Annotated in this window: 30 protein-coding genes; 15 read left to right on the top strand and 15 right to left on the bottom strand. The window is 71.4% G+C overall.

What is annotated here, in order from left to right; genetic code table 11:
* Positions 1 to 121: 121 nt before the first annotated feature.
* A complete protein-coding gene (cysC, locus tag MFF21_RS20310; RefSeq protein ID WP_238313432.1) occupies positions 122 to 751 on the bottom strand; it encodes an adenylyl-sulfate kinase in 630 nt (209 codons plus the stop codon).
* A 160-nt stretch (positions 752 to 911) separates the two neighbouring features.
* On the opposite strand from cysC, the gene MFF21_RS20305 reads away from it, so the two are divergent.
* The 7 genes from MFF21_RS20305 to MFF21_RS20275 all read left to right on the top strand — a co-directional run bounded on the left by MFF21_RS20305 (position 912) and on the right by MFF21_RS20275 (position 7,270).
* Positions 912 to 1,742, top strand: coding sequence for a hypothetical protein (locus MFF21_RS20305; RefSeq protein WP_238313430.1), 831 nt, complete (start codon positions 912 to 914; stop codon positions 1,740 to 1,742).
* 98 nt (positions 1,743 to 1,840) lie between these two features.
* Entirely contained in the window at positions 1,841 to 3,331 is a 1,491-nt protein-coding gene (locus MFF21_RS20300) for an aspartate ammonia-lyase (RefSeq protein WP_238313428.1), read from the top strand.
* 30 nt (positions 3,332 to 3,361) lie between these two features.
* Positions 3,362 to 4,288, top strand: coding sequence for a DUF6925 family protein (locus tag MFF21_RS20295; protein ID WP_238313426.1), 927 nt, complete (start codon positions 3,362 to 3,364; stop codon positions 4,286 to 4,288).
* A 111-nt stretch (positions 4,289 to 4,399) separates the two neighbouring features.
* Positions 4,400 to 5,713 carry an ATP-dependent protease ATPase subunit HslU gene (gene hslU / locus MFF21_RS20290; protein ID WP_238313424.1) on the top strand — a complete coding sequence of 438 codons (1,314 nt, stop codon included), beginning with the start codon at positions 4,400 to 4,402 and terminating at the stop codon, positions 5,711 to 5,713.
* Positions 5,714 to 5,779: 66 nt separating this feature from the next.
* Positions 5,780 to 6,592 (top strand): EamA family transporter, encoded by an 813-nt coding sequence (locus tag MFF21_RS20285; RefSeq protein ID WP_238313648.1) that lies wholly within the window; start codon positions 5,780 to 5,782, stop codon positions 6,590 to 6,592.
* A 31-nt stretch (positions 6,593 to 6,623) separates the two neighbouring features.
* On the top strand, positions 6,624 to 6,920 hold the full coding sequence (locus MFF21_RS20280) for a nucleotidyltransferase family protein (RefSeq protein ID WP_238313422.1): 297 nt from the start codon (positions 6,624 to 6,626) through the stop codon (positions 6,918 to 6,920).
* Positions 6,920 to 7,270 carry a HepT-like ribonuclease domain-containing protein gene (locus MFF21_RS20275; RefSeq protein ID WP_238313420.1) on the top strand — a complete coding sequence of 117 codons (351 nt, stop codon included), beginning with the start codon at positions 6,920 to 6,922 and terminating at the stop codon, positions 7,268 to 7,270. The genes MFF21_RS20280 and MFF21_RS20275 overlap by 1 nt, the downstream gene beginning before the upstream one ends.
* A gap of 31 nt (positions 7,271 to 7,301) precedes the next feature.
* Here MFF21_RS20275 and MFF21_RS20270 read toward each other — a convergent pair whose 3' ends face one another.
* From MFF21_RS20270 to MFF21_RS20250, 5 genes are all read right to left on the bottom strand, one after another.
* Complete coding sequence (locus MFF21_RS20270; RefSeq protein WP_238313418.1) at positions 7,302 to 8,363, bottom strand: MBL fold metallo-hydrolase; 1,062 nt, start codon at positions 8,361 to 8,363, stop codon at positions 7,302 to 7,304.
* 52 nt (positions 8,364 to 8,415) lie between these two features.
* Complete coding sequence (locus MFF21_RS20265; RefSeq protein WP_238313417.1) at positions 8,416 to 9,513, bottom strand: Rieske 2Fe-2S domain-containing protein; 1,098 nt, start codon at positions 9,511 to 9,513, stop codon at positions 8,416 to 8,418.
* A gap of 108 nt (positions 9,514 to 9,621) precedes the next feature.
* Positions 9,622 to 10,227, bottom strand: coding sequence for a helix-turn-helix domain-containing protein (locus MFF21_RS20260; RefSeq protein WP_238313415.1), 606 nt, complete (start codon positions 10,225 to 10,227; stop codon positions 9,622 to 9,624).
* 145 nt (positions 10,228 to 10,372) lie between these two features.
* A complete protein-coding gene (locus tag MFF21_RS20255) occupies positions 10,373 to 11,839 on the bottom strand; it encodes a methyl-accepting chemotaxis protein (protein ID WP_238313413.1) in 1,467 nt (488 codons plus the stop codon).
* Entirely contained in the window at positions 11,836 to 12,186 is a 351-nt protein-coding gene (locus MFF21_RS20250) for a hypothetical protein (protein ID WP_238313411.1), read from the bottom strand. Before MFF21_RS20250 ends, MFF21_RS20255 begins: the two co-directional genes overlap by 4 nt.
* Before the next feature lie 342 nt (positions 12,187 to 12,528).
* Between MFF21_RS20250 and MFF21_RS20245 the strand changes: the two genes are divergently transcribed.
* The 5 genes from MFF21_RS20245 (at position 12,529) to MFF21_RS20225 (ending at position 15,563) form a co-directional block, all read left to right on the top strand.
* Positions 12,529 to 13,041, top strand: coding sequence for a DinB family protein (locus MFF21_RS20245; RefSeq protein ID WP_238313409.1), 513 nt, complete (start codon positions 12,529 to 12,531; stop codon positions 13,039 to 13,041).
* Positions 13,038 to 13,361 carry a YnfA family protein gene (locus tag MFF21_RS20240; RefSeq protein WP_238313407.1) on the top strand — a complete coding sequence of 108 codons (324 nt, stop codon included), beginning with the start codon at positions 13,038 to 13,040 and terminating at the stop codon, positions 13,359 to 13,361. The genes MFF21_RS20245 and MFF21_RS20240 overlap by 4 nt, the downstream gene beginning before the upstream one ends.
* A gap of 129 nt (positions 13,362 to 13,490) precedes the next feature.
* The gene (locus MFF21_RS20235) at positions 13,491 to 13,910 is read left to right on the top strand and encodes a ribbon-helix-helix domain-containing protein (protein ID WP_238313405.1); all 420 of its coding nucleotides are present in this window, start codon (positions 13,491 to 13,493) and stop codon (positions 13,908 to 13,910) included.
* 40 nt (positions 13,911 to 13,950) lie between these two features.
* The gene (locus MFF21_RS20230; protein WP_238313404.1) at positions 13,951 to 15,165 is read left to right on the top strand and encodes an extracellular catalytic domain type 1 short-chain-length polyhydroxyalkanoate depolymerase; all 1,215 of its coding nucleotides are present in this window, start codon (positions 13,951 to 13,953) and stop codon (positions 15,163 to 15,165) included.
* Between the two features lie 191 nt (positions 15,166 to 15,356).
* Positions 15,357 to 15,563 carry a hypothetical protein gene (locus MFF21_RS20225; RefSeq protein WP_238313402.1) on the top strand — a complete coding sequence of 69 codons (207 nt, stop codon included), beginning with the start codon at positions 15,357 to 15,359 and terminating at the stop codon, positions 15,561 to 15,563.
* A gap of 47 nt (positions 15,564 to 15,610) precedes the next feature.
* Here the strand turns inward: MFF21_RS20225 and hpxZ are convergent, their stop codons facing one another.
* From hpxZ to MFF21_RS20200, 5 genes are all read right to left on the bottom strand, one after another.
* On the bottom strand, positions 15,611 to 16,003 hold the full coding sequence (hpxZ, locus tag MFF21_RS20220) for an oxalurate catabolism protein HpxZ (protein ID WP_238313646.1): 393 nt from the start codon (positions 16,001 to 16,003) through the stop codon (positions 15,611 to 15,613).
* A gap of 11 nt (positions 16,004 to 16,014) precedes the next feature.
* On the bottom strand, positions 16,015 to 17,415 hold the full coding sequence (locus MFF21_RS20215) for an AtzE family amidohydrolase (RefSeq protein ID WP_238313400.1): 1,401 nt from the start codon (positions 17,413 to 17,415) through the stop codon (positions 16,015 to 16,017).
* 4 nt (positions 17,416 to 17,419) lie between these two features.
* Complete coding sequence (locus tag MFF21_RS20210) at positions 17,420 to 17,617, bottom strand: DUF4089 domain-containing protein (protein WP_238313398.1); 198 nt, start codon at positions 17,615 to 17,617, stop codon at positions 17,420 to 17,422.
* Positions 17,618 to 17,700: 83 nt separating this feature from the next.
* A complete protein-coding gene (locus tag MFF21_RS20205) occupies positions 17,701 to 18,375 on the bottom strand; it encodes a cysteine hydrolase family protein (protein ID WP_238313396.1) in 675 nt (224 codons plus the stop codon).
* A gap of 170 nt (positions 18,376 to 18,545) precedes the next feature.
* On the bottom strand, positions 18,546 to 19,295 hold the full coding sequence (locus MFF21_RS20200; RefSeq protein ID WP_238313394.1) for a GntR family transcriptional regulator: 750 nt from the start codon (positions 19,293 to 19,295) through the stop codon (positions 18,546 to 18,548).
* 425 nt (positions 19,296 to 19,720) lie between these two features.
* Between MFF21_RS20200 and MFF21_RS20195 the strand changes: the two genes are divergently transcribed.
* Both MFF21_RS20195 and MFF21_RS20190 read left to right on the top strand, forming a co-directional pair.
* Positions 19,721 to 20,719, top strand: a complete 999-nt coding sequence (locus MFF21_RS20195) for a hypothetical protein (RefSeq protein WP_238313393.1) — start codon at positions 19,721 to 19,723, stop codon at positions 20,717 to 20,719.
* Positions 20,720 to 20,868: 149 nt separating this feature from the next.
* Positions 20,869 to 22,233, top strand: a complete 1,365-nt coding sequence (locus MFF21_RS20190; RefSeq protein WP_238313391.1) for an 8-oxoguanine deaminase — start codon at positions 20,869 to 20,871, stop codon at positions 22,231 to 22,233.
* A gap of 63 nt (positions 22,234 to 22,296) precedes the next feature.
* On the opposite strand, the gene MFF21_RS20185 is transcribed toward MFF21_RS20190, so the two are convergent.
* The 4 genes from MFF21_RS20185 to uraD form a co-directional block, all read right to left on the bottom strand.
* Positions 22,297 to 22,551, bottom strand: coding sequence for a hypothetical protein (locus MFF21_RS20185; RefSeq protein ID WP_238313389.1), 255 nt, complete (start codon positions 22,549 to 22,551; stop codon positions 22,297 to 22,299).
* 244 nt (positions 22,552 to 22,795) lie between these two features.
* A complete protein-coding gene (locus MFF21_RS20180; protein WP_238313387.1) occupies positions 22,796 to 23,005 on the bottom strand; it encodes a hypothetical protein in 210 nt (69 codons plus the stop codon).
* 83 nt (positions 23,006 to 23,088) lie between these two features.
* Positions 23,089 to 24,312, bottom strand: coding sequence for an allantoate amidohydrolase (locus MFF21_RS20175; RefSeq protein WP_238313385.1), 1,224 nt, complete (start codon positions 24,310 to 24,312; stop codon positions 23,089 to 23,091).
* Between the two features lie 4 nt (positions 24,313 to 24,316).
* A complete protein-coding gene (gene uraD / locus MFF21_RS20170; protein ID WP_238313383.1) occupies positions 24,317 to 25,201 on the bottom strand; it encodes a 2-oxo-4-hydroxy-4-carboxy-5-ureidoimidazoline decarboxylase in 885 nt (294 codons plus the stop codon).
* Between the two features lie 176 nt (positions 25,202 to 25,377).
* Between uraD and pucL the strand changes: the two genes are divergently transcribed.
* A complete protein-coding gene (gene pucL, locus MFF21_RS20165) occupies positions 25,378 to 26,217 on the top strand; it encodes a factor-independent urate hydroxylase (protein ID WP_238313381.1) in 840 nt (279 codons plus the stop codon).
* Positions 26,218 to 26,272 lie beyond the last annotated feature (55 nt).

Raw genomic sequence — 26,272 nt, 5'->3', positions numbered from 1 at the left:
GTCTCGGCCCTTGTCGCGGTTCTTCGGCACCCGCGGCGGAGTCTGCCCCGCCGCTGCGGCCCGAGCGTAGCCGCACGGGCGCGGGACGGGAAGAGCCATTGCCGTACCGGCCGGTTCGCCGTCAGCGTTCCCGCTCCGGCCGGCATAGGGCGGCGAGGCGGGCGATGACCGGCGCCGCCGAATCCCGGATCGACCGGCCCTCCGTCGCGATCGTCAGGTCCGGGGCGAGCGGCGCCTCGTAGGGCGCCGAGATGCCGGTGAAGCCGGCGATCTCTCCGGCCCGGGCCCGGACATAGAGCCCCTTCGGGTCGCGCGCCTCGCAGAGGCCGAGCGGCGTATCGATGAAGACCTCCAGGAAGGGGATGTCGCCGGCGCTGGCCCGCGCGGCCTCCCGCTCGGTCCGGAATGGGGAGATCAGGGACACGATCACGTAGAGACCGGCCTCCGCCATCAGCCGGGCGGTCTCGGCGACCCGGCGGATGTTCTCGCGCCGGTCGGCGTCCGAGAAGCCGAGATCGCGGTTCAGCCCGTATCGGACGTTGTCCCCGTCGAGCACCATACCGTGCAGCCCGGCCTGGTTGAGCGCCCGGTCGACGGCATCGGCGATGCTCGACTTGCCCGCGCCCGACAGGCCGGTGAGCCAGGCGATGGCCGGCCTCTGGCCGAGCTGCGCCCAGCGGGCCTCGCGCGGCTGGAGGCTCTGCCAGGTCAGGTTGTGTCGCAGATCCGTTCCCAAGCCGCATCCTGCCATGCCGGGCTCCCTCCTGCCGATCACCGCCCCACGCCATGCTTGACGGTTCGCGAGACGCAAATACAACCGAACGATGCGTTTGCGTCTCGCTCACGCTTTCGTTATGTGGGAAAAATACCCACGTCAACAGCGGCTCCGACGCGCTTTCGAGGAGATCAGGATGGGATCGCAGCAACCTCCCGTGGCGGGCGCCCGGCACCACCTGCTGATCGCCGGCACCGGCCGGGCCGGGACGACCTTCCTGGTGGAGGTGCTCACCGCCTGCGGACTCGACACGGAACTGTCACGCAATCCGCATGCCGGCTATGACCGGGCCGCGCAGGCGGGCCTGGAGAGCGACCCGCTGGTGCCCAAGGACCACCCCTACGTGGTCAAGTCGCCCTGGGCCTATCAGTTCGTGGACCAGTTCCTGGCCGATCCCGGCCTGCGCCTCGACGGGGCGATCCTGCCGATCCGCGACCTGAAGGAAGCGGTGGCGAGCCGGCTCGCCCTGGAGCTCGGCCACATCTACGGCCTGCCCGGCACCGCCCGGCTCGACGCGCCCTGGCGCGAATTCGGCACCGTGCCCGGCGGGGCGGCCCATTCCCTGGAGCCGCTCGACCAGGCGCGCATCCTCGCCCACGGCCTCCACCTTCTCCTCGAACGGCTGCTCGAACACGACGTGCCGATCGTGATGATGAAGTTCCCGCGCTTCGCCGAGGATCTCGACTACCTCTACGCCCATCTGCGCCCCTTCCTGCCCGCGGGCATGGAGGCGGGCGACTTCCGTGCGGCGGTGGCGCCGGTGGTCGATCCGGCCCGCATCCGGGTCGGGCGGGAGATCGGCCGCAAGCCGGCCGACGCCCTGCCGACGCCGGAGGAGATCGAGCGCATCGCCCTCAAGCGGCAGGTCGTGGCCCTGCAGGATCGCCTCGACCGCTACGCCTGGATCGATCGGCCTCTCAAGCTGGCGGAACGCCTGCGGCGGCGGATGCGGCAGGCGATCGCCTGAGCCCCGACCCGCCTCGACGGGGTGGTGTCCGATGCGCTAGGCCCGGGCCGGGCCCGGCGGCCGATTCCGGCGGTCGCCCGACCGCGCGGGAGGACGGCATGGACAGCGAAGCACCTCCGTCCGAGCCGCTTGCGGTGGCGACGGTCCGCAATGTCGAGATGACGGGGGCGGAGATCCGCTCCGAGCACGATCTCCTCGGCTATGCCGACGTGCCGGCCGCGGCGCTCTGGGGCATCCACACCAAGCGGGCGGTGACGAACTTCCCGATCACCGGCGTGCCGGTGGGGCATTTCCCCGAACTGGTGCGGGCCCTCGCCCTGGTGAAGCAGGCCGCGGCCCGGGCCAACCGGCGCCTCGGCTATCTCGACCCGGTCAAGGCCGACGCGATCGAGCGCGCCTGCACGATGGTGGCGACCGACAAGACTTTCGCCGAATCCTTCGTGGTCGACGCGATCCAGGGCGGCGCGGGCACCTCGACCAACATGAACGCCAACGAGGTGATCGCCAACGTCGCCCTCGGCCTCCTCGGCAAGGCGCCGGGCCAGTACGAGGCGCTGCACCCCAACGACGACGTCAACATGGCGCAGTCGACCAACGACGCCTATCCGACGGCGCTCCGCCTCGCGGTGATCTTCGCGACGCAGGGCCTGGTGCGGGCCCTCGACGACCTCGCCTACGCCTTCAAGGGCAAGGCGGTGGAATTCGCCGACGTGCTGAAGATGGGCCGCACCCAGCTCCAGGACGCCGTGCCGATGACGCTCGGCCAGGAATTCGACGGCTTCCACGCCACCCTCAAGGAGGACGTGGCCCGGCTCAACGAGATTTCCGGCCTGTTCCGCGAGGTCAATCTCGGCGCCACCGCCATCGGCACCGGCATCAACGCCGATCCGCGCTATGCCGCGCTCGCGGTGGAGGAGCTGTCGCGCCTCTCCGGCCAGCCGATGGTGCTCGCCTCGAACCTGATCGAGGCGACCTCGGATCTCGGCGCCTTCGTGCTGTTCTCCGGCGTGCTGAAGCGGGTCGCGGTCAAGCTCTCGAAGATCTGCAACGATCTGCGTTTGCTCTCCTCGGGGCCGCGGGCGGGGTTCGGCGAGATCCGGCTGCCGGCGGTGCAGGCGGGTTCCTCGATCATGCCCGGCAAGGTCAATCCGGTGATCCCGGAGGTGGTCAACCAGGTCGCCTTCCTGGTGATCGGCCACGACCTCACGGTGACGCTCTGCGCCGAGGGCGGCCAGCTCCAGCTCAACGCCTTCGAGCCGACCATCGGCTATTGCGTGCTCTCTTCGATCCGCATGCTCGGCGCGGCGGTGGACACCCTGACGAAGCGCTGCGTCGAAGGCATCGAGGCCGACCGGGAGCGCTGCCGCAGCCTCGTCCAGGGCTCGGTCGGCCTCGTCACCGCCCTGGCCCCGACGCTCGGCTACGAAGCGAGCTCCCGCATCGCCCGCCGGGCCCTGGCCGAGAACCGCGCCGTGGCCGAGCTGGTGCTGGAGGAGGGCCTGCTCACCGAGGCGCAGCTCAACGCGCTTCTGGAACTCGAGGCGATGACCCACCCGACCCGGCGGCAGAAGGCCGGCGGGACGGTGTAGGCGGGCGTCCGAACCCCAGACGAGGCGCGCATGGCCCCCGATCCGGATGTCGACGCCCTGCTGCGCGCCTGCCTCGCCGATCCCGAGACGACCTGGGCGCTCGGCAGCTTCGGGGCGCTCGCCTTCTTCGCGCGCGATCCCGACGAGGCCGCGGCGGCGCTTCCCGGGATCGGGCTCGCGACGGCGCGGGCCGGCCTCCGCCTCGAGCCTGAAGCCGGGCTCCGGCCCTTCGCCTACGAGACCGCCTTCGCCTCCGGCTGGAGCCAGGCAATCGCCCTCTGCCTGCCGGAGGCGGTCTGCGCCATGGGGCAGCGCCGCGCCGTGACCGAGCTCGGCCCCGATGCGGGCGCCCTGCATGCGCGGGACCGGGACGGCATCCTGTTCGATCTCGGCCTCGGCCAGCGGGCGGTCGATGTCTGCCTGCGGGCCTCCGACCCCGACACGCTTGCAATCCTCCGGGCCGGATGCGGGCAGCCGCTCTTCGCCCCCGGCCATCCCGTCGCCGCTCTGCTCGAAGGGGGCGTCCGGCCGCAGGTTTTCGTGACCCGGATCGGCCGGATCGAGATCGACCGGCCCTGCTGGCACCCGGAGGTCGCGGCGGCGCCCGGCCCCCTCGCCTATCTGATGCCGCAGCGGCTACGGAAGGGGCAGACCCACGCGGCCACCGCGCCGATCCCGCCGGGGCTCGTGCCCTGCGGCACATTGTTCCCGCCCCATCCCGCCCGGGACGGGCGCGGCGCCCCCATCCCCTTCCGGCCGGAGCGGCACGCCGCCTTCCAGAAGCTGCTCGCCCGCTGGGGCGACCCGGAGCTCGTCGCCCTCAAGGCCCGGCTGCGGGCGGGCGGCACCCTCGGCCCCGACGAGCAGACGCGCCGCCACCGCCAGGTCGCCCGCACCGTCGCCGTGCAGGCGCAGGCCCTGGGCGAAGCGGTGGCCGGCGGGTCGCAACGTCTTTAAAGCTTGCGGCGCGGCGCCTAGATCGGGCTCGACACGGCCGCGGTGCCGGCCCGAGCCGGGCGGCGCGCCCCCGCATCGTCCCAACGCCTTCGCGGGATGCCAAGGAGCCCGATGACCACCTTTTCCCCCCGCGAGATCGTTTCCGAGCTCGACCGCTTCATCGTCGGCCAGCACGATGCCAAGCGCGCCGTCGCCATCGCCCTGCGCAACCGCTGGCGCCGGCAGCAGCTCAAGGGGCCGCTGCGCGAGGAGGTGGCGCCCAAGAACATCCTGATGATCGGGCCGACCGGCTGCGGCAAGACCGAGATCGCCCGCCGCCTCGCCCGGCTCGCCGGCGCCCCCTTCCTCAAGGTCGAGGCGACGAAGTTCACCGAGGTCGGCTATGTCGGCCGCGACGTGGAGCAGATCGTGCGCGACCTCGTGGAGGTCGGCATCGGCCTCAAGCGCGAGGAGAAGCGCAAGGCGGTGAAGGCCAAGGCCGAGGCCGCCGCCGAGGCGCGCATCCTCGACGCCCTGGTCGGGCCGACGGCGAGCCCGGCTACCCGCGACGCCTTCCGCAAGAAGCTGCGCAACAACGAGCTCGACGACAAGGAGGTCGAGCTGGAGCTCGCCTCCGCCTCGCCCCAGGGCCTGCCGATGTTCGAGATCCCCGGCATGCCCGGCGCCTCGATGGGGGCCATCAACCTCTCCGACATGCTCGGCAAGGCGCTGGGCGGCCAGCGCGGCAAGCCCCGCCGCATCACCGTGCGCGACGCCTACGCGCCGCTCCTGGCGGAGGAATCCGACAAGCTCGTCGACGACGATTCCCTGATCCAGGAGGCGATCCGCGAGGTCGAGGACAACGGCATCGTCTTCCTCGACGAGATCGACAAGATCACCGCCCGCGAGGGCCGCTCCGGCGCCGACGTCTCCCGCGAGGGCGTGCAGCGCGACCTGCTGCCCCTGATCGAGGGCACCACGGTCGCGACCAAGCACGGGCCGGTGAAGACCGACCACGTGCTGTTCATCGCGAGCGGCGCCTTCCACGTCGCCAAGCCCTCGGACCTGCTGCCGGAATTGCAGGGCCGCCTGCCGATCCGCGTGGAGTTGCAGCCGCTCACCGTGGAGGATTTCAAGCAGATCCTCACCGCGACGGAGGCGAGCCTGATCAAGCAGACCGTCGCCCTGATGGAGACCGAGGGCGTGACCCTGGTCGTCACCGAGGATGCCGTCGACGCCCTGGCCCGGGTGGCGGTGGAGGTGAACGGCTCGGTGGAGAATATCGGCGCCCGCCGGCTCCAGACCGTGCTGGAGCGGGTGATCGACGAGATCTCCTTCACCGCCACCGACCGCTCCGGCGAGACCGTGACGGTGGACGCGGCCTATGTCCGCGCCCAGGTCGAGGGGCTCGCCGCCAACGCGGATCTCAGCCGCTTCATCCTCTAGGCCGTGCGCGCGCCCGGTCCGGAGGGCGCTGCGCCGCTCCTGCCCATCGCCGCGCTGGTGGCGGGCATGGTCTCGATCCAGAGCGGGGCAGCCCTCGCCAAGGGGCTGTTCCCGGTGATCGGCGCCACCGGCGTCACCGCCCTGCGCGTCGGCTTCTCGGCGCTGATCCTGCTCGCCCTGTGGCGGCCCTGGCGGCGGCCCCTGGAGCGGCGGGAGGCGGGGGCGATCCTGCTCTACGGCGCGGCCCTCGGCCTGATGAACCTGCTGTTCTACCTCGCCCTGCGCACGATCCCCCTCGGCATCGCCGTGGCGATCGAGTTCACCGGGCCCCTCGCGGTGGCCCTGTTCGGCTCGCGCCGCCTGCGCGACCTCGCCTGGATCGGCCTCGCCGTGCTGGGGCTCGGCCTGCTGCTGCCGCTACACGGGGCGGCCTCCCTCGATCCGCTGGGGGCTGCGCTGGCGCTCGGCGCGGGCGTGGCCTGGGGCCTCTACATCGTGTTCGGGCAATGGGCCGGCCGGGCCGGGGGTGGGCCGGCGGTCTCCCTCGGGATGAGCGTGGCCGCGCTGCTCGCCGCGCCGGTCGGCCTCGCCCAGGGCGGCGGCGCCCTGTTCACCCCGGACACCCTGCTGACCGGGCTCGCCATCGCCGTGCTGTCGAGCGCCCTGCCCTATTCCCTCGAGATGTTCGCCCTGCAGCGCCTGCGCCGGGAGGCCTTCGGCATCCTGATGAGCCTGGAGCCGGCCGTCGCCGCCCTGGCCGCCCTGGCGCTCCTCGGCGAGCGACTGACGCCGGTGCAATGGCTGGCGGTGGGCTGCGTGATCGCGGCCTCGGTGGGGGTGGCGGTGAGCGGCCGGCCTTCGCCCGCGGAATCGGCGTGATCGCCCCGGGGGTTTCGGCTATGATCGGCGTATGAGACGGGCCGAGGCCATCGCGAATCTGCAGGCGAATGCGGACTCGGTGCGCGCCCTCGGCGCGACCTCACTCTACCTGTTCGGTTCGACCCTGTGCGACGAGGCGAGGCCTGGGAGCGATCTCGATCTGTTCATCGAGTACGACCCGGAATCCCGCTTCAACGCGTTCGACCTGATCGGCATCAAGCTCCTCTTGGAGGAGCGGCTGGGCGTCGATGTCGATCTCGCCACGCGGGACGGCCTCCATCCCCTCCTGCGCGATAGGATCGAGCGGTCGGCCTTGCGCGTGTTCTGATGGCGCGGCGGGATTTCCGGCATGCCCTCGAGGACATGCGCGTTGCGATCGAGGGGATCGAGCAGGCGACGGCCGGGAAGGATTTCGACGCTTACACTGGCGACTGGCTTCTGCGGCACGGCGTGCAGCGCGGGATCGAGATCATCTCCGAGGCCAGCCGCGCGCTTCCTGAGGAGATCCAGGCCCTCCAGCCCGGGATTCCCTGGCCGAAGGTGCGGGCCATCGGCAACGTGCTCCGGCACGAGTACCATGGCCTGTCCGATCGGGTGATCTGGGGCGTGGTGGAGGACGAGCTCCCGAAGCTCAAGGCGGCCGTCGCAGCGTTGATCGCGGCAAGCGAGTCTGGCTGAGGCCGGGGCGCCGCCCTGACCCAACCCGTCCCTACCCCACCCAGACCTGCCCCGGCCGCAGCGCCAGGAACCGCTCCGCCGGCAGCCCGGCCGCGGACAGGGCCTCGCCCAGGGCCTCGGCCGGGCGCTCGATGCCCTCGTCGGTGAGCTTGAACGTGCCCCAGTGGTGGCCCAGCGCCTGATCGGCGCCGAGGAGCTGCAGGGCCTCCACCGCGTCGGCCGGGTTCATGTGGTGGGATTGCATGAACCAGCGCGGCTCGTAGGCCCCGATCGGCAGGGTGGCGAGGCGGGGTGCGCCGAAGGTGGCGCGCAGGTCGCGGAAGATCGCGCCGTCCCCGAGGCCGGTATCGCCGACATGGTAATGCACCCCGCGGGGGGTGGTGAGCAGATAGGCGCACCAGAGCGCCATGCGCCGGTCGTTGAGGCCCCGCGCCGACCAGTGGTTGGCGGGGGTGAGATGGGCGGTGACGCCGCCGCCGAGATCGACCGACTGGCCCCAGTCCCGGGCCTCGACATGCATGCTGTCGTCGTAGCCGCGCAGGATCGTGTCGTTGCCCAGCGGCGCCACGATCAGCGGCTGATGGTCGGTCCAGAGCCGGGCCATGCCCGGCCCGTCGAGATGGTCGTAGTGGTTGTGGGTGATCAGCACCGCGTCGATCGGCGGCAGGTCCGCATAGGCGATGCCCGGCGGGTTGGCCCGCTTCGGCCCGGCGAAGCGGAACGGGCTCGCGCGCTTGGCGAAGACCGGATCGACCAGGATGTTGCGGCCGGCGACCTGGAACAGGTAGCTCGCATGCCCGATCAGCACGACGCGCAGCCCGTCGAAGCGTTCCGGCGGCTTGTCCGGCGGGAACGGGCTCGGGGCGGCCTCGGGCCAGGCCTCCCGCTTGGCGGTCATGCGCCAGCGGGCGATGTCCGAGAGGTCCTTGTCGGGGGCCTGGCCGGGGGCGTGGAAGCGCACCCCGTCGAAATGGTCGCTCTCGGGCCCCCGGTAATAGGGATTGTTGCCGCGCCGGTGCGCGGCATAGCCGACGCCGCCGAGGGTCATCACCGTGGCCGCGCTCGCGACCGTGATCAGGCGTCGCCGTTTCATGAGGGTTCCAGATGGCGGGCCGCGGCCGCGGTTCAAGCGCGACGGTTCGCCCTCACGAGCGCCAGCGCAGCTCCTGCCGCTCCAGCGGGTTCTCGAAGGGGCGCCCGGCGCGGGCCGCTTCCAGCGCCTCCCGCTTCAGGCGGAAATACCATTGCGAGGGCAGGTCGCCCTGGCCGAGCAGCACCATGGTGGGCTTGCGGTCGAGGCCCTTCTGGGCGTGCTGGAGCACCTGCTGGTCCTGGGTCAGGAACTGGCGCATCAGCGGCTTGGCGATCGGCTTGAGCAGGTTGAGCGCCGGCATGCTCCAGTAGAGGGCGTTGGTGAGCATGGTCCGGTTCGGGCCGAGCGGCGTGGCGAAGGTGTAGTTCGCCACCCGTTTCGTGCCGGCCACGATCCGCTCCAGCCGCACCCCCGGCAGCCGGAACTCGATCTCGACCTCGGGCGCCCCGCCGAGCAACCGGTAGAGCGGCGAGGAGGTGGTGGTGGCGTGGCTCGTCATGACGAAGCCGTGCGGCACCGGCTGGAAGGTCTTCACCTTCTCCCGCAGCTCCTTGCTTGCCCGGAACCACCAATTGTCGTGCACGAAGGCGACGTGGCCGGGATCGACCAGGCTCAGCGTGGTCAGGTCGAAGGAAGCCTCGACCTCGAGTTCCAGCACGAGGCAGCCCGCCGCCTCGAAGCCGAGCTCGGGCACCGCCGGCACGTCCTCGACCCGGGCCGGCCCGAGATAGGGGTTCACCCAGAGGAAGCCCGCGCTCTCGATCACGGGGAAGCGCTGCACGGCGATGCGGGAGAAATCGGCGGAATCGTGGGTCGAGAGGGTCGGTACGTCGCGGCAGCGCCCGTCCGTGCCGAAGCGCCAGCCGTGGAACGGGCACATCAGGGTCTCGCCGTCGCATTTGCCCTTGGACAGGGCCATGCCCCGGTGCGGGCAGCGGTCGCGCAGGGCGAAGGCGGTGCCGTCCTTGGCGCGCCCGAGCACGATCTGCTCCCCCTGGAGGGCGACCGCCCGCATCCGGTTCGTGGCGATGCCGTCGGCGGGGCCGACGCAGTACCAGGCGTTGGGCAGCGGCTCGCGCATCGCCTGCGGGTCGAGGGCGTCGGGGCCCGTCTCGGGCGGGGCGGCGCGCGGCGGGGCGGCGGTGAGCATCGGCGGGGTCCGGCCTCAGGGGCGTGGTCGAGGGCGCGTCGGAGCATCGGCGGCGCGCCGTGTCTTTGTCCTATCGCAAGGCCGCGGCGCCTCGCCAGCGCCGGGCGATCAGGTGCGCGGATAGATGATGATCGAGAGATAGGTCATCGGCGTCTTCACCAGCTCGGCCGGGCCGTGCAGGGCGGCGGGGTCGAACAGCAGCGCGTCGCCGGGCTGAAGGCGGTAATCGTGGCCGGCATGGCGGTACACCACCTCGCCGCTCAGCATGTAGATGAATTCGAGGCCTGCATGCCGGAAGCCGGTATAGGCCTCCGCATCCTCCTTGAGGGTGATGAGATAGGGCTCGACCACGATGTCGCCGCCGAGCGCCGCGCCGAGCAGCTCGTAGACATGGCCGACCTTGGTGCCGCGCCGCTCGATCGCGACCCCCTGCCCCGCCCGCACATAGGAGCAGTCGCGCTTCTCCTCGAAGGCCGAGAACAGGGCCGTGATCGGCACGTTGAGGGCATTGGCCAGGGCGTTGATGGTCGAGAGCGAGGGCGAGATCTGCCCGTTCTCGATCTTGGAGATCATGCCGAGGGAGAGGCCGGCGGCGGCGGCGAGATCCGAGACCGAGAGGTCGCGTTCGCGTCGGAACTGGCGCACCTGATGCCCGAGCGCCTTTTCCAGCGTGCGGGGGCTCTCGACGGGAGCGCCGGAGGCGGTGTTCAGCATGGATCCCACAATGGACGGCAGACGGTCACCATAGGTGCCGCATGACGGGGGGTAAAGATCGTTCTCCCAAAGCGTGGTTGCACGCGAAGACGGGATGCCCGGATGCCGGGGATCCCGTCACGTGTTGCGGGGAGCGCGGCTCCGGTCAGGCGGCCCGCACCGTGTCGAGGAAGCGCGAGACCTCGGCGCTGAGTTGCCCGGATCGGCCCGAGAGCAGGGCGGCGGCGGCGAGCAGCTGATGGGCGGCCGTGCCGGTCTTCTCGGACGCCTCCGCCATGCCGGTGATGCTGCCGGTCACCGAAGCGGTTCCCGTCGAGGCCTGGGCGGCGTTGCGCACGATCTCCTGCGTGGCCGCGCCCTGCTCCTCCACCGCCGCGGCGATGGCGGCGGTCACCGCGTTGATCTCGCGGATCCGCTCGGTGATCCCGCCGATGGCGGTCACCGCCTCGCCGGTCGCGCCCTGAATCTGCGCGATCTGGGCCGAGATCTCCTCCGTCGCCTTCGCGGTCTGGCTGGCGAGTTCCTTGACCTCGGCGGCCACCACCGCGAAGCCGCGGCCGGCCTCCCCGGCCCGGGCCGCCTCGATCGTGGCGTTGAGGGCGAGGAGGTTCGTCTGGCCGGCGATGGTCGAGATCAGCCCGACCACGTCGCCGATCCGGGTGACGGCGGCGCTGAGCGCCTGCACCAGGCCCGCGCTCTGATCGGCTTCGGTGACGGCCCGCTGTGCGAGATCGGCGGAGCCCGTGACCTGGCGGCCGATCTCCTGCACCGAGGCACCGAGTTGCTCGGCCGCGGCGGCCACGGTGCCGACATTGGCGGCGGCTTCCCGGGCGGCGTCGGCCACGCCGCCGGAGCGGCCGGCCGTCTCGCTGGCGGTCGCCGTCATGGTCTCGGCCGTCGCCTGCAGCTCGGCGGCGGAGGCGTCGACGCCCGCGACGATGCCGCCGACCGTCCGCTCGAAGCTCTGCGCGATCTCGACCATGGCCGCCTTGCGCTGCGCCTCGACGCCCGCCCGCGCCAGGGCCGCCTCCTGTTCCAGGGCCTGAGTGCGGGCGACCTGGGCCTGCGCGTCCTGTTCCGAGGCGCTGAGCGCCCGGAAGGCGTGGGAGACGGTGTGACAGACCCACATCAGCACGCCGGTCTCCATCGCCACGATCAGGGCATGCAGAACCACGCGGCCGAGATTTGCAGTCGCGGCCTCGGGGAAGACCAGCGTCGGCAGGGCGAAGCTGAGCGCGAGGTGATGCAGGGCCGTCGCCCCCGCCGCCAGCAGGATCACCCGCCAGTCGCACCAGCCGACCAGCACCGCGAGGCAGGCGAAGAAATACATGTGCAGGTCGATCTGCCAGGGATGGCCGACCATGCCGTAGAGCAGGATGCTGGCCATGCCGACCAGGGCGGCTCCGCTGACGAGGCGAGTCGAGAGCCCGATCGGATCGCGCCTCCAGAACAGGGTCGCGACGCTTGCGAGGACCGCCGCCGCCAGGGGCGGCCCCGCGGCGAAGTCGTGCCCCGTCGCGAGCGCGACCCCGGCGGCGAGGGGCACGTGCAGCCAGAGCAGGGCGACGAGGAGGCGCGCGAAGGCGTGCCGGAACTGGTTCAGGTCGGTCATGGGGAGGCCTTGCCGGGGGCGATGCGGATCTCTGCGGAAGCGCGTGCGGAGGGGCCGCGCCCGGCGCAGCCGCCCCCGAAGGCGGGCAGCACGAGCCAGGCGCCGGCCGCGTAGAGGCGCGCGGCGAAGCCCGGCCGCTCCGAGCGGGCGAGCAGGATCGGGCCTCCAGCGACGGCATTCACGATCTGGCCGCCGGCCTGCGCTACGGCGCGGGCCGCTCCCGCGAGCCCGTCGGCGGGGCCCCCGATCACCGCGACATCGTCCGAGCGGGGCAGGCCGAGCAAGACAAACGGAATCACCAGAAGTACGCCGCTCGCCATCACGCCTGGCACAAGATCGGATCGCATGGCCTCGGAGTAGGCCTTCTGCCGGAAGAGGGTGGGATGTCTTCCGACAATTCAGGGCCGGATTTAATAAACGTATAATTTCGTGTCGTGTGTTGTCGGTTAAGGGCTGATTCATCTGTGTTAACTTCGAATTGCCTGCGATGATTATGCAATCTGAAGTTTATTAAGCTTGGAGGGAGATCCGGGAACCGATCGCCTTCGCATCGCGGGGCTGGCGCCCCCGCGCCAGGATATCGGCGCGAACCGCCCTCCCGCGCGTCGACGCGAGCGGGTCTGACAAGCGGGTCTTCGCGCCTTACGGTGACGTGTCGGGCCTTCGGGCTCGCCGGAGCCCATCCGCGGATGTTCGCGCTGCTCACCCATTTCCGCGGCCTCGCCGCCTACAATTCCTGGGCGAACCGCCGTCTCTACGCGGCGGCGGCCATGCTGCCGGACGCGGCCTACCGGCAGGAGGCGGGGACCTTTTTCGGGAGCCTGCACGGCACCCTGAACCACCTCCTCGTCACCGATCGGATCTGGCTGAGGCGGCTCACCGGCACGGGCGAGGCGCCCTCGCGGCTCGACGCTATCCTGTTCGAGGCGCTGGAACCGCTGCGGGCGGCCCGCGAGGCGGAGGATGCGCGGCTCGCGGCCTTTCTCGACGCTCTGTCGCTCGACGCGCTCTCCGCCATCCTCGACTACGCCACCACCGCCGGTACGCCGCGGCGACAGCCGGTCCGGGACGTGCTCGCCCATCTGTTCAACCACCAGACCCATCATCGCGGGCAGGCCCATGCCATCCTGACCCGCCTGGGCATGGCGGAGCCGCCCTCCCTCGACCTGCTCGCCATGCAGCGGGAGACGGCGCGGGCATGACCAGCCTGGGCGCCTATGCCGCCGCGGCCCTGGCCGAGATCGCCGGCTGCTTCGCGTTCTGGGCCTGGCTCCGGCTCGATCGCTCGCCTTTGTGGCTGCTCCCGGGGCTCGCGAGTCTCGCCCTGTTCGCCTGGCTGCTGACTCTGGTGGAGAGCGAGGCGGCGGGCCGTGCCTATGCCGCCTATGGCGGCGTCTACGTCGCCGCCTCGATCCTCTGGCTCTGGTGGGTCGAGGGGCGCGTGCCGGACCGCTGGGATGCCCTCGGCGCCGCCACCTGCCTCGCCGGCACGGCGATCATCCTGCTCGGCCCGCGGGGATGAGGTCGTCGGATCGGGGGCTAAGGCGGAACCCCTTTCGGCCCGGCGCGTCTTGAAAAGGATTGTGCGCCGCACCATCTCGAAAACCATCCGGCGGGATGGTCCGCGGATGGCGAACGGAAGGTTCTGGCAATGAATGCCGAGGTGCAGCCGCATCGTCTCCGGGTGGCGGACAGCGAGAAGATCACGGTCAATCTCGGCTTCGTCGATCTCGGGCGCATCGACCTGATGGTGCGCGACGGGTTCTACGGGAACCGCGCCGACTTCATCCGCACGGCGATCCGCAACCAGCTGGAGCGCCACGACGAGGCGGTGCGCCAGTCGGTGTCGCGCAACCGGCTCGATCTCGGCCTGCGCCAGATCGGCCGGGCTGAGCTGGAGGCGGCGCGGGACGCCGGCACGCCGCTCCACATCCATGTCGTCGGCCTCGCCAGCATCGCCGGGGATGTGACGCCGGAGCTCGCCCGTGCGGCGATCGCCTCCGTGCAGGTTCTCGGCGCCTTCCAGGCGAGCCCCGCCGTCAAGGCGGCGCTGAGCGACCGTATCGCCTGACCGTGCCTGTCACCCCGCTCCTCTCTCCGAAGGCAACGCGATGAAGCCGCTCTTCAAGGTCGATATGCGCGAGGTCACGCGCCTCACCCGGGCGGGCCAGCTCGGCGAGGCCCTGGCCCTGCTGCGGGGCAGGCCGGCGGACACGCCGCCACCGGAGTCCCGGAGGAACGACACGATCGATCTCGTGGCGCCCACCCGGCCCGGCGGCGCCTGGACCGCCGCGCCCGAGCCGCCGGCCAACGGAGAGCTGTCCTCCGCTCGGACGGAGGCGCCCGATCCCGTAGCCTCCTGGTCCATGCCCGAGCCGATGCGCGCGCTGCTGGATCGCCTTCCCGGCGCCGGCGCCTTCTCGGAGGGGCTGCACGGCTTCGAGGGCTGGGGGCGCCCGGCGCCGGCCCCGGACGATGCCCGCTTCACGGAGCGCAGCTTCTCCGGCGCCGCCGGGAAGCGCGGCTACAAGCTCTACGTGCCCGAGGGCTACCGGGGCGAGCCGGTGCCCCTGGTGGTGATGCTGCACGGCTGCAACCAGAACCCGGATGACTTTGCTGCCGGCACCCGCATGAACGTCCTCGCCGAGGCGGAGGTCTTCCTCGTGGCCTATCCGGCCCAGAGTGCCTCCGCCAATGTCTCCCGCTGCTGGAACTGGTTCAACGCCGCCGAGCAGGCCCGCGGGCGCGGCGAGCCCGCCCTCATCGCCGGCATCACCCAGGAGATCATGGCGGAGTACGCGGTCGATCCGGCCCGGGTCTACGTCGCCGGCCTCTCGGCGGGCGGGGCGGCCGCGGCGATCATGGGCAGCGCCTATCCCGATCTCTACGCGGCGGTGGGCGTGCATTCCGGCCTCGCCTGCGGCGCGGCGCGGGATGCGGCGTCCGCCTTCCAGGCCATGAACGGCGGCGGGGGCACTGTGCGGCCCAACGGCACCGCCCTGCCGGCGATCGTCTTCCACGGCGACCGCGACAAGACCGTCAACGTCGTCAACGGCGACCGGGTCATCGCCCAGTTCGCCGCGGCGGCTCCCCTCGAAGCCACAACCCGCACGGGCGTCGGCGCGGATGGCAGCCGCTACACCCTGACCCGGCATGCCGACGCATCGGGCCGCGTGATGCTCGAGCAATGGAGCCTGCACGGGGCCGGCCATGCCTGGTCCGGCGGCAGCCCGGACGGCTCCTTCACCGATCCAGCCGGCCCGGATGCGAGCCGCGAGATGCTGCGCTTCTTCCTGGAGCATCCGAAGCCGCTTCGGCGGTCCTGAACGCCTGCGCGGGAGACAAGCCTGCCGCCCATCCGGCCGCGAGCTGTGCGGACGGCAATGGTCAGCCACGCGCCAGCCGCGATGGCAGGGGCCGAGCTCAGGCACGATAATGCCGGTGCACCTGCCGAGGCGGGCGTCGCGTCCCTCAAGATACAACTGGGGCGTGCAGGCATCACCGAGGGAGACAGCTCGTGAACGGCAAGCAGGGGGATCTCGAGGCGCGCATCGTGGCGATCGAGTACGCGCTTCAGGTCCTGATCGACTGCCTCGGGGATCGGAACGCCGTGGACCCGGCCAAGATCGCCCGTCTGCTCACGACGGCGGCCGGCGACCCGCAGGCCGCCAGCTCCAACATCGCGGTGCCGCGGGCGCTGAACGCCCTGGCCGAGCGGATCTGAGGCCGTTTCCGCGCAATCGGAGAGGAAACGGTCCCGGCTGCGGCCGCTCAGGCGGGGCCGGGATCCTCGATGACGCTGACATGGGCGGCGACCACCTTCCAGCCCTCGGGGAATCGTACCCAGGTCTGGCTCTGGCGGCCGATGCGGCCCGCCGCCCCCTCCCGCCGGAACAGGGTCATCGCCACGGCCATATCGCGACCGTAGGTGGTGATGACCGTGTGCTCCAGGCTGCGCGCCAGCCCCTGCGGCGCCCGCGCCCGGCGGAAGGCGCGGATCGCCTCCATGCCGTAGAGGTTCTCCCCCGCCCCGTAGCGGATGGTGCGGAGGTCGTCGTGGAACAGGTTCTCGAGGGTGGCCACGTCGTTGGTCACCAGGGCCGTCTCGTAGGCGGCGAACACCGCCTCCACCTCGGCCTTCACCGCCGGGTCGTCGATCTCGATCATGGGATGCGTCACGCTTCGAGGGAGGCGACCGGCGCCGTGCAGGTGCCCAGGCGTTCCAGGTGCCGCGCGACCCGCAGGGCCAAGTCCTCGCGCCAGGGCGCGGCGATGACCTGCACGCCGAGCGGCAGACCGTCGTCGAGCCGGACCGGCACGGCGGCGACCGGCAGGCCGATGAAGGAGATCGGCTGCGTGTAGAGGCCGATATTGGCCCGCACCGGCAATTCCACCCCGTCGAGCACGAAGGTGGCCTGCCCGCTCCTGGGTGCCCGGCAGGGCACGGAGGGGGCCAGGATCACGTCGACCTCCTCGAAGAGGCGAAGCACGGCGTCGCGGTACCAGCGCCGGAAGCGCTGCGCCCGCTCGACCCAGGGGGCCGGGATCATCGCGCCGGCGGCGAGCCGGTCGCGCACGGCCGGGTCGAAATCGTCGGGCCGCGCCCGCAGGCGGTCGAGATGCAGGGCCGCGCCCTCGGCGGCGGTGATGAGATAGGCCGCGGCCCGGGCGCGGGCAGCTTCCGGAATCTCGACCACGCGGGTGACCGCGAGGGCCTGCGCGACCTTCGCCACGGCGGCGAAGGCCTCGGGCTCGCCGCTGCGGGCGAAATAGCCCCCGGCGGTGGCGATGCGCAGATCGCCGAGGCCCGCCTCGATCCGCGGCGCGACGGCCTCCGCGGGGCGCTTGGTGGCGACCGGATCGGCCGGGTCCGGCCCCTGCATCGCGTCGTAGGCCAGCGCCAGGTCGGTGACGCTGCGGGCCATCGGCCCGAGATGGTCGAGGCTGCCCACGAAGGGGAAGCTGCCCGCCCGGGTGAGCCGGCCATAGGTCGGCTTCAGGCCGAAGCAGCCGCAGAAGGCGGAGGGCACGCGGATCGAGCCGTTGGTGTCGGAGCCCAGGGCCAGCGGAACCAGGCCTGCGCCGACGGCGCCCCCCGAGCCGCCGGACGAGCCGCCCGCCATGTGCCCGAGGGCGTGCGGGTTGCGGGTGTTCCCGTCATGCACGTTCTCGCCGGTGAAGTCGTAGGCGTACTCGCCCATGTTGAGGCCGCCGACGAGGATGGCCCCGGCGGCTTCCAGCCGCTCGATCAGGGCGGCGTCGCGGGCGGCGGGGGCGCGCTCGCGATTGATCTTCGACCCGGCCCGGGTCGGCAGGCCGGCGATGTCGAACAGGTTCTTGACCGCGAAGGGCACCCCGGCGAGCGGCCCGGGCGTCTCGCCCCGGGCCAGGGCCGCGTCGATCGCCTGCGCCCGGGCGAGGGCCCGCTCGGCCCGGACGTCCGTGAAGCTGTTCACCTGCGGGTCGATGCGCGCGATCCGCGCCAGCGCGGCGGAGACGACGCCCTGCGCGCTCGCCGAGCCGGCCCGGATCGCGGCGGCGATCTCCGCGGCGGTGGCGGTGGAGAGATCCGTCATCGTCTCAGGCCTCGAAGACCGGGGCCGTCTCGGCCTCGTCGGGGAGCGCGAAGGCGGAGACGAGGTCGGCGGCCGCCTTCAGGACCCGCAGATTGGCGACCACCGCGGGGATGCGTTCGACGGTCAGGGGGATGCCGAGGGCATCGGCCGCGGCGGTGGCGAAGGCTTCGGGGTCGAAGGACGGTTCGGCTCTGTCTGTCATGCTACTCTCGAGGCGGGCCGCGGGCGATCACCGGCGGCCCCGGAGGCTCTGGCGCCGGTGCGGGTGCACCGGGCATGCCAGCGTCAGTCCCGCCCAGCCAGGGCGGCGACGGCTTTCTCGGAATCCGAGACCCAGCCGAAGATGCCGCCCTGGGATCGGATCATCTCCAGGCCGGCCTCGTGCAGGGCGGGGACGTAGGAGGCGCAGGCATCGCCGATCACGACGCAGCGATAGCCCCGATCGTTGGCCTCGCGCACCGTGGTGTTCACGCAGACCTCCGTGGTCACGCCGCAGACGATCAGCGTCTCGATGGCGCGCGATTCCAAGACCTGCGCGAAATCGGTGGCGTAGAAGGCGCCCTTGCCGGGCTTGTCGATCACCGGCTCGCCGGGCAGGGGCGCGAGCGCCGGGACGATGTCGTGGCCCGGCTCGCCCCGGATCAGGATGCGGCCCATCGGGCCCGGGTCGCCGATCCGGAGCTTGGGCGCGCCCCGCTCGATCTTGTTCCTGGGCGCGTCGGACAGGTCGGGCTTGTGCCCCTCCCGTGTATGCACGACGAACAGCCCCGCGGCCCGCGCCGCCGCGAGCAGGCGCTGGGCCGGGGGCACCGCCGCGGCCAGCAGGGAGACGTCGTTGCCCAGCGTCTCGCCGAAGCCCCCCGGCTCCAGGAAATCCCGCTGCATGTCGATCACGACGAGGGCCGTCTTCGCAGGATCGAAGGTCAGCGGAGTGGGATCCGCATCGAGAACGAGGGCCATGCGCACAATCCCATGGAACGCGAAGGCGGAGTGAGGCCGACTCGCCGTCGCCGTCATCGTGTATGCAAGACTCGGAAATTGCCTGCCCAAACCATGCATCGCGCTGCACGAAGATGTTGCAGGCGCTGGCTAGCGGCTGAGCAGCCTGCGCCCGGCCGGGGGCGCCTGCCTCAGCGGCGCGGGCGGAGCTGGGTCTCGCCGGCGGTTCGGCGCGCGGGCGGCCTGCCCCGCCGTGTCGCCTGGGCCCCTTCCGCCGCCGCCTGGCGCTGGACCGCGTCCGTCGCGTCGACCCGCTCGAATACGTCCTCGACCACGCTCATATGCACGAGCATGGCCGCATTGGCCGCGGCGGCATCGCGGGAGAGCACCGCGCGGACGACGAGGCCGTGCTCCGCATGGGAGCGCAGGAGCCGCCCCGGGGCCCGGAACTGCGCCTTGCGATAGGGGGTGAGGCGGCGGCGCAGGTTGTGCGCGATCTCCTCGACGACGACGTTGTGCGCCCCCTCGTAGAGCAAGCCGTGGAATTCCTGATTGGCCTCGGTGTAGGCGGCGCGGTCGTCGGCCTCGGCGAGGCGGCCCATCCGCTCGTGCAGCCTCTGGAGCTGGCCGCGCTCGGCCGGGGTCATGCTCAGGGTGGCGAGCCGGGCACAGGTCGCCTCGATCTCCCCCATGGCGATGAAGAGCATGTCGAGCTCGTCCGGGGTGATGCTGCGCACCGTGGCGCCGAAGCGCGGGCGGATGTCGACGAGACCCGTGCCATTGAGCAGGCGCAGGGCATCGCGCACCGGCGTGCGCGAGACCCCGAAGCGGCGTGCCAGAACCTGCTCGTCGAGATGCAGGCCGGGGGCGAGCTCGCCGGAGAGAATCGCGTTGGCGATCGCGTCGGAGAGGCTCTCGGCGCGGGTCTGGACTGCGGGCATTGCGCTCGCTCGTGTTGGAGAGCCCGGCGGGATGAAGCCCGCGGCGGAAGGTCGTGCGCCGCGGTCTGCCCTACTGGTAAGCCGACTTGACGGTCCTCCGCAACGCGTCGCGAGGCGAATGCGCGCATATCATCAACGGCCCGTGCGCAAGCTGGCAACGGGGCGACGCAGGAAGCATCTGCCGCGCGAACCCGGGCAGGCCGGCGCCGACCGCGGCAGGCAAGGTCCCGTATCCGTGTCGCGAGACACTCCCCGTCTCGGCTCGGCCGGGCCTCGGCCACGGCACCACCTGCGCGCATCTCCGGCGGGCACCACCGCTTGTTGTATATTTGATACAACTTATCAGAGTATCATCGGTATGACACACGCTGGCATATCGGTTGCTGCCCTGCGCCCCGGGTTCATTGCGAATGAGGAGAATAAGAATGTTCGCAAGGGGGTTCGCAGCCGCGCTGCTCTCCGTGTCGATGATCGGCCTTGCCGGGGCCGCAGACCTGACGACGAAAGAGAAGGCGCAACCGCAGGAGCAGAAGGAAGTTCCCTTCTTCCTCTTTGCCGATACGCAGATCAGCTATCGCTACCAGTTCCCGGCCGCCAATCCGGGCAGCCAGATCCTTCAGGCGGACGGCACGTTCCGCAACCGCGACGCCCCCAAGAACATCCTCAACATCTCGCACGCGGATGCCTGGGCGTACGGCACGAACTTCGTGTCCCTCGACATCCTGCAATCGGGCTCGCAGTACCCGGCCGGCACCACCAACCCGCCGGGCTCGATCGGCGCGCCCTTCACCTACGATTACGGCAACACCGAAGCCTACGGCCTCTATCGCGGCACGCTGAGCCTGAACGCGCTCACCGGCACCAAGGCCTTCACGTTTTCGGGCATCGTCAAGGACGTGTCCCTGTCCTACGGCGTCGACGCCAATTCGCAGAACGATCCGTTCGGCTCGAAGAAGCGCAGCGTCGTCGGCGGCCTGAACTTCTCCTTCGACGTGCCGGCGGGCTTCCTGAACCTGTCGGTCCACGCCTACAAGGAGTGGAACCGAAACGGCTTCAATCTCCAGCCGGATCGCGACCAGAGCTTCGACGTCGTGCCGGAGTTCGAGATCGTCTATAACTTCCCGCTGACCTTCACCGGCCTGCCGCTCAGCCTGGCCGGCTTCAACAACATCGTGCTGCCCAAGGGCCGCGGCGTCATCAACCCGGCCGCCTTCGCCTTCAACGCGCCCCGCGGGGTGGAATTCCTGTCGCGTACCAACCTGGTGCTCGACGTGGGCAAGCTCGTGTGGGATCAGCCGAACCGTCTCGATGCCTTCATCGGCTTCCAGTACTGGCTGAACAAGTTCGGCAACGTCGAGACGGCGACCTTCAAGGGCACCGAGGAGAAGAGCTTCCTCGCCGGCGTCTCGGTGCACATCTTCTGATCGCGCGAGGCCGGCCGCCGTCCCACGGGGCGGTGGCATGCCTCTTGTTGTGAGCGCGTGACACGTCTGGAAGGCGGCCCCGCCCTCCGGAAGCGTCTAAGGCCGGCCCGGCGACGGGCCAGCATCCACGTTTCTGACGGAAAGCTTGCATGACCGACGGCGCAGTGCCCTCCCGGCGTCTCTGGATCCGCGATCCCCTGGCGATCCTGGCCGAGAATGCCGGGGGCGGCATCGTCGTCGAGGGAAGCCGCATCGTCGAGCGGGTGCCCTCGGGCGGGACGCCCACGGCGCCGGTGGACGAGACCTTCGACGCGAAGAACCACGTCGTCATCCCGGGCCTCGTCAACACCCACCATCACTTCTTCCAGACGCTGACCCGCGCCCACCCGGTGGCGATCAACAAGCCGCTCTTCCCCTGGCTGAAGGCGCTCTACACGGTCTGGGACAAGTTGACCCCGGAGGCTTTCCGGCTCGCGAGCCGGCTCGCCTACACGGAATTGCTGCTCTCCGGCTGCACCACTGCGGGCGACCACCATTACCTGTTCCCGAGGGGGCTCGAATCCTCCGTCGACATCCAGGTCGAGGAAGCCAGGGCGCTGGGCATCCGTGCCTTCGTCACCCGCGGCTCCATGAGCCTGTCGGAGCGCGACGGCGGCCTGCCGCCCGATGCCCTCGTCCAAGACGACGACACCATCCTCGACGACAGCGAGCGCGTGCTGCGCCTGTTCCACGACCCGAAGCCGGGCGCGATGGTGCAGATCGGGCTCGCCCCCTGCTCGCCCTTCAACGTCACGAAGCGCCTGATGCGCGAGAGCGCGGTCCTGGCCGACCGCTACGATTGCCGCCTGCACACCCATCTCGGCGAGACCCTCGACGAGGACGCCTATTGCCTCTCCGTCTTCGGCCAGCGCCCGGTCGATTACCTGGAGGAGGTCGGCTGGATGACGAACCGAGCTTGGCTCGCCCACGGCATCCACTTCAACGACGACGAGGTGAAGCGCCTCGGCAAGGCCGGTGTCGGCGTCTGCCACTGCCCGACCTCGAACATGACGTTGGCTTCCGGCCGCTGCCGCACCTGTGAGCTCGAGGCGGCGGGCTCCCCCGTGGGCCTCGGCGTCGACGGCTCCGCCTCCAACGACAACTCGAACCTGATCGAGGGCGTGCGTCACGCCCTCATGCTCAACCGCCTCACCTACGGGGCCGAGGCCGTGACCCATCTCGACGCCCTGCGCTGGGCGACGGAGGGCTCGGCCCGCTGCCTCGGCCGCTCCGATATCGGCCGGATCGAGGAGGGGCGCGAGGCGGATCTCGCCCTCTTCACCCTGGACGAGCTGCGCTTCTCCGGCAGCCACGATCCGCTGGCCGCCCTTGTGCTCTGCGGCGCCTACAAGGCCGACCGGGTGATGGTGGCGGGCCATTGGCGGGTGCTGGACGGCGTGCCCCTCGGCATCGAGACCGGGCGCCTGCGCGAGGAGCACAGCCGCCTGGCCAAACAGCTCTTCAGCGACGTCTGACGCGAGACAAAACACCCCGCCGGAGCGATCCGGCGGGGTGTTTCGTCGAAGCCCATGCCGCGATCAGGGCTGCGGCGGGGCGGGCGGACGCACATCCGTCTTGGCGGCGGGGGCTGCGGTCACCGGTTCGCCGACGCCCGGGGGTGCGGGAACCGCCTTGCCGTCCTCGATCGCCTGAATCTCGTTGCGCGGCCCGGCGAGGCCCTCCGTTCCGCCCGCGGCGGTTGCCGGCTCGCGCCCGGCCGGGGCACCCGTGGACTGGGCCAGGGCTGCGCCGCCGAGGCCCATCAGCGTGCAAAGGGCGAGCGCACCCGTCATGCGAAATCGCATCATTGTCTCTCCTGGCTTGAGGAAATTTGGGCAAGGCCCTGTTTCGCCAGGAGAAATTGATGGGCCGCGCAGAAGTTCCAGCACCCGCGCGTCGGAAGGCGGATTCCGGCCATGTTTTTTACGAGGGAAAGACTTCGTGCATCTTCCATGAGCGACGCGCCATGGAAGATGCGGCGATGTTTTATTTCGTTGTATGCTCTTCGTGGGGTCTGAACGACTTTCTCGAAAAGCCTCAGCGATGCTTCATGCGGTGACGGTGCCGGGCCGCCTTGCCCCGACGGCCGCCGGGCGCGGTGATGCGCTTCTGGCCCGCGGGCGGGGTCACGCTGCCCTGCATCCATCCGGTCGGCGCCGCCGCCGACGCCCTGCCGGCCGCCAGGCCGCCCGCGACCAGAACGGCCGCCAGGGCGCCCGCCTTCAGAACGATCCCGAACCTGACCATCGACCTGCTCTCCTCAGGCCGGCGACGTGCCGGCCGGGGCGAAGGCCGCAAGGCGTGTACCGGCGCCGATGCGGCCAATCCGCTCAGCCGGAGAAGCCGCGCAGCACGTCGAGCAGCACCTGCGCGCCCGCCTCGATGTCGGGGAGCGCGGCGTATTCCGCCGGATTGTGGCTGATGCCGCCGCGGCAGCGCACGAACAGCATCGCGATGGGGGCGATCGGCGCGATCGCCATGCCGTCATGCCCCGCCCCGCTCGGTAGGCGCAGCACCGGCCAGCCGCGCGCCGCGACGGCCTCGGCGATCCGCCCGGTCAGGGCCGGGTCACAGGGCACGGCCGGCGCCTCGTGGGTGCGCGTCATCGACAGGGTGAGACCCCGCCGGGCGGCGATGTCGCGCCAGAGGGTCTCGATCTCCGCGAGCGCCGCCCGGCGCTGCCCGTCCTCGGGCGCGCGCAGGTCGAGGCTGAAGGCCACGCGGCCAGGGATCACGTTCACCGCATCCGGGAAGGCGGCGATCCGGCCGACCGTGCCGACGAGCCCCGCCTCGCCCCGGCAGCGGGCCTCGACCGCGAGCACGCATTCGGCCGCGCCGGCGAGGGCGTCGCGGCGGCCCTCCATGGCCACGGTGCCGGCATGGCCGGCCTCCCCCTCCAGCGTCACCGCGAGGCGGGTCGCGCCGCTGATGCCGGTGACGACGCCGACCGGCAGGCCGGCCCGCTCCAGCATCGGCCCCTGCTCGATATGCCATTCGATATAGCCGAGGAGGTCGCCCGGGGGCCGCGCCGCCTCCCCGATCCGGTCGGGGTCGAGCCCGAAGGCCCGCAGGGCCTGGGCGATGCTGATCCCCTCCGCATCCTGCGTGGCGAGCACCGTCGGGTCGAGGCGGCCGGCGAAGGCGCGGCTGCCGAGCAGCGTCGCGTTGAAGCGGGTGCCCTCCTCGTCGGCGAAGCCCACCACCTCGACGGCGAAGGGCAGGCGGATCCCCTCCTCCGCGAGGGCGGCGAGGCAGGCGATGCCGGTGACGACGCCGAGGGGTCCGTCGTAGCGGCCGGCATCGCGCACGGTGTCGAGATGCGAGCCGATCACCAGGGCCGGCCCGCCGGGCTCGGGCCCTTCCAGGCGCCCGATCACGTTGCCAGCGGCGTCGAGGCGGGCGCTCAGGCCCGCTTCGCGCATCCAGCCCATGACGAGGGCGTTGGCCCGGGCCTGTTCGGGGCTGAGATAGACCCGGGTGATGGCCCCCTCCTCCGCGCTGATGGCGGCGAGCGCGTCGAGCCGGGCCTGGATGGCGGTCGCGAGAGCGGTCACGGCATCAGCTCCCGCGATAGGTCTGGAAGCTCCAGGGCGTGGCGACCAGGGGCACGTGGTAATGCCCTTCCGGCTCCGCCACGCCGAAGCGCAGGGGCACCACGTCGAGGAAGGGCGGATCGGGCAGGTCGAGGCCGAGGCGGCGGTAATGGTCGCCCAGGGCGAAGCGCAGCTCGTAGGTCCCGATCGGCACCGGCCGGCCGCCGATCAGGGGCGCGTCGGTGCGCCCGTCCGCATTGGTGAGCGCGCGGGCGACCAGGGCCGGCTCGGCGCCGGGCACGATCTCGTAGAGCTCCAGCGCCACGCCCTCGGCCGGGCGACCGCGGCAGGTGTCGAGGACATGGGTGGAGATCCGCCCCGTGGTCTTCAGGGGGCCCTCCCCCTCGACCAGGGCGTTCAGACGGATCGCGGCGATGCGGAAGACCTCCGCCTCGGCGGTCCGCCGCTCCTGCTCCGGCGTCGAGCCGAGCCGGGCCTCGAACTGCTTGAGCAGGGAGGCGCGTCCGTGCCGCTTCACGCAGAGGATGAAGGGCAGCCCGAATTTTTCACGATAGGCGGCGTTCAGCGCCGCGAAGCGCGCGTATTCCGCCTCGGAGAGGCGGTCGAGCCCGGCCGCGGCCTGCTCGGCGATGGAATCCGGGGCGATCGCCCCGGCCCGGGCGGCGCGGCCGGCGAGCTCCGGATGGCCGGCGAGCAGGGCGAGGCGCTGCGCGTCCGGCACCGCCTCCACCGCCGCCCGCATCGCCGCCTCGAGCGCCTGCACCGTCGCGAAGGGCCGGGTCCGGGCCGCCGCCTCTGCCACCCAGGGAGCGTGCTCGAACACGCCCCCCAGCGCTGCCACGAAGGCAGCGGGCGCGGCATCGTTCAATTCGGCGAGGCTGATGGGCATGGGCACGACGGGACGAAGGGGATGGAAAGCGCTCCGGCCTAGCAGGCAACGGGCCAGGGCGACACCACCGCCCCGTCCCCGCATCTGGCATGTCGCTTGCCGATGATCGGTGCGAAGCTTTGCCGGTGAGGGTCTCGCCGCCGCGGCCCGCTGACCGTGTCACCAGGAGTTCCACGATGCCGCTGACCGCCTCGAAATACGGCAAGGGCCGGGTGCGGGTGATGCGCCTCACCCGCGACGGCGACCATCACACCCCGCGCGAGCTGAACCTCACCGTGCTCATGAAGGGCGCCTTCGACGCCGCCTGGACCGCGGGCGACAACCGCGCCTGCATCGCCACCGACAGCGTGAAGAACATCTGCAACATCACCGCGGCCAAGAACCTCTCCCTCGACAAGGAGGACTTCGCGGGCGCCCTCGCCAAGGTCTTCCTCGACACCTATCCGCAGATCGAGACCCTGGAGGTCGAGGCCAAGGAGACGCGCTGGCTGCGCCAGTCCTTCGGGGGCGCGCCGCACGGCCACACCTTCGTGCTCGACGCCAACGGTTTCGGCTACGTGAAGCTCGTGGCGAGCCGCGACGGGTCGGTGATGCAGTCGGGCCTGCGGGGCTTCACCTTCATGAAGACCACGCAATCGGGCTGGTCCGACTTCGTGGACGACGCCTACCGGACCCTGCCCGACACCAGCGACCGCATCGCCGCCACCAGCATGGACGCGACCTGGACCTGGTCGGCCGCGCCGGCCGATTACACCGCGGCGAACGCGCAGGTTCTCGCCATCCTGATCGAGGTGTTCGGGACGACCTATTCGCTCGGCGTGCAGGACAGCATGTACCGCATGGGCGAGGCGGTGCTCGCGGCGATCCCCGAGATCGCCGAGATCGGCTTCGCCATGCCCAACAAGCACTACATCCCGATCGATCTCTCCCCCTTCGGCCTGGAGAACCCGGGCACGGTGTTCCTGCCCACCGACGAGCCGCACGGGCAGATCGAGGCGACCATCGGCCGGGGCTGAGGAAGGCCGCGCCCGGTTTTCCTCGCAGGCGCAGCAACCCGGGGCACCCCTCCTC

It is taken from the genome of Methylobacterium organophilum (assembly GCF_022179465.1).
In the GTDB taxonomy this organism is placed as follows: Bacteria; Pseudomonadota; Alphaproteobacteria; order Rhizobiales; family Beijerinckiaceae; genus Methylobacterium; species Methylobacterium organophilum.
The sequence above is the reverse complement of the archived record's forward strand: the minus strand, read 5'-3'. Positions and strand labels throughout refer to the sequence as shown.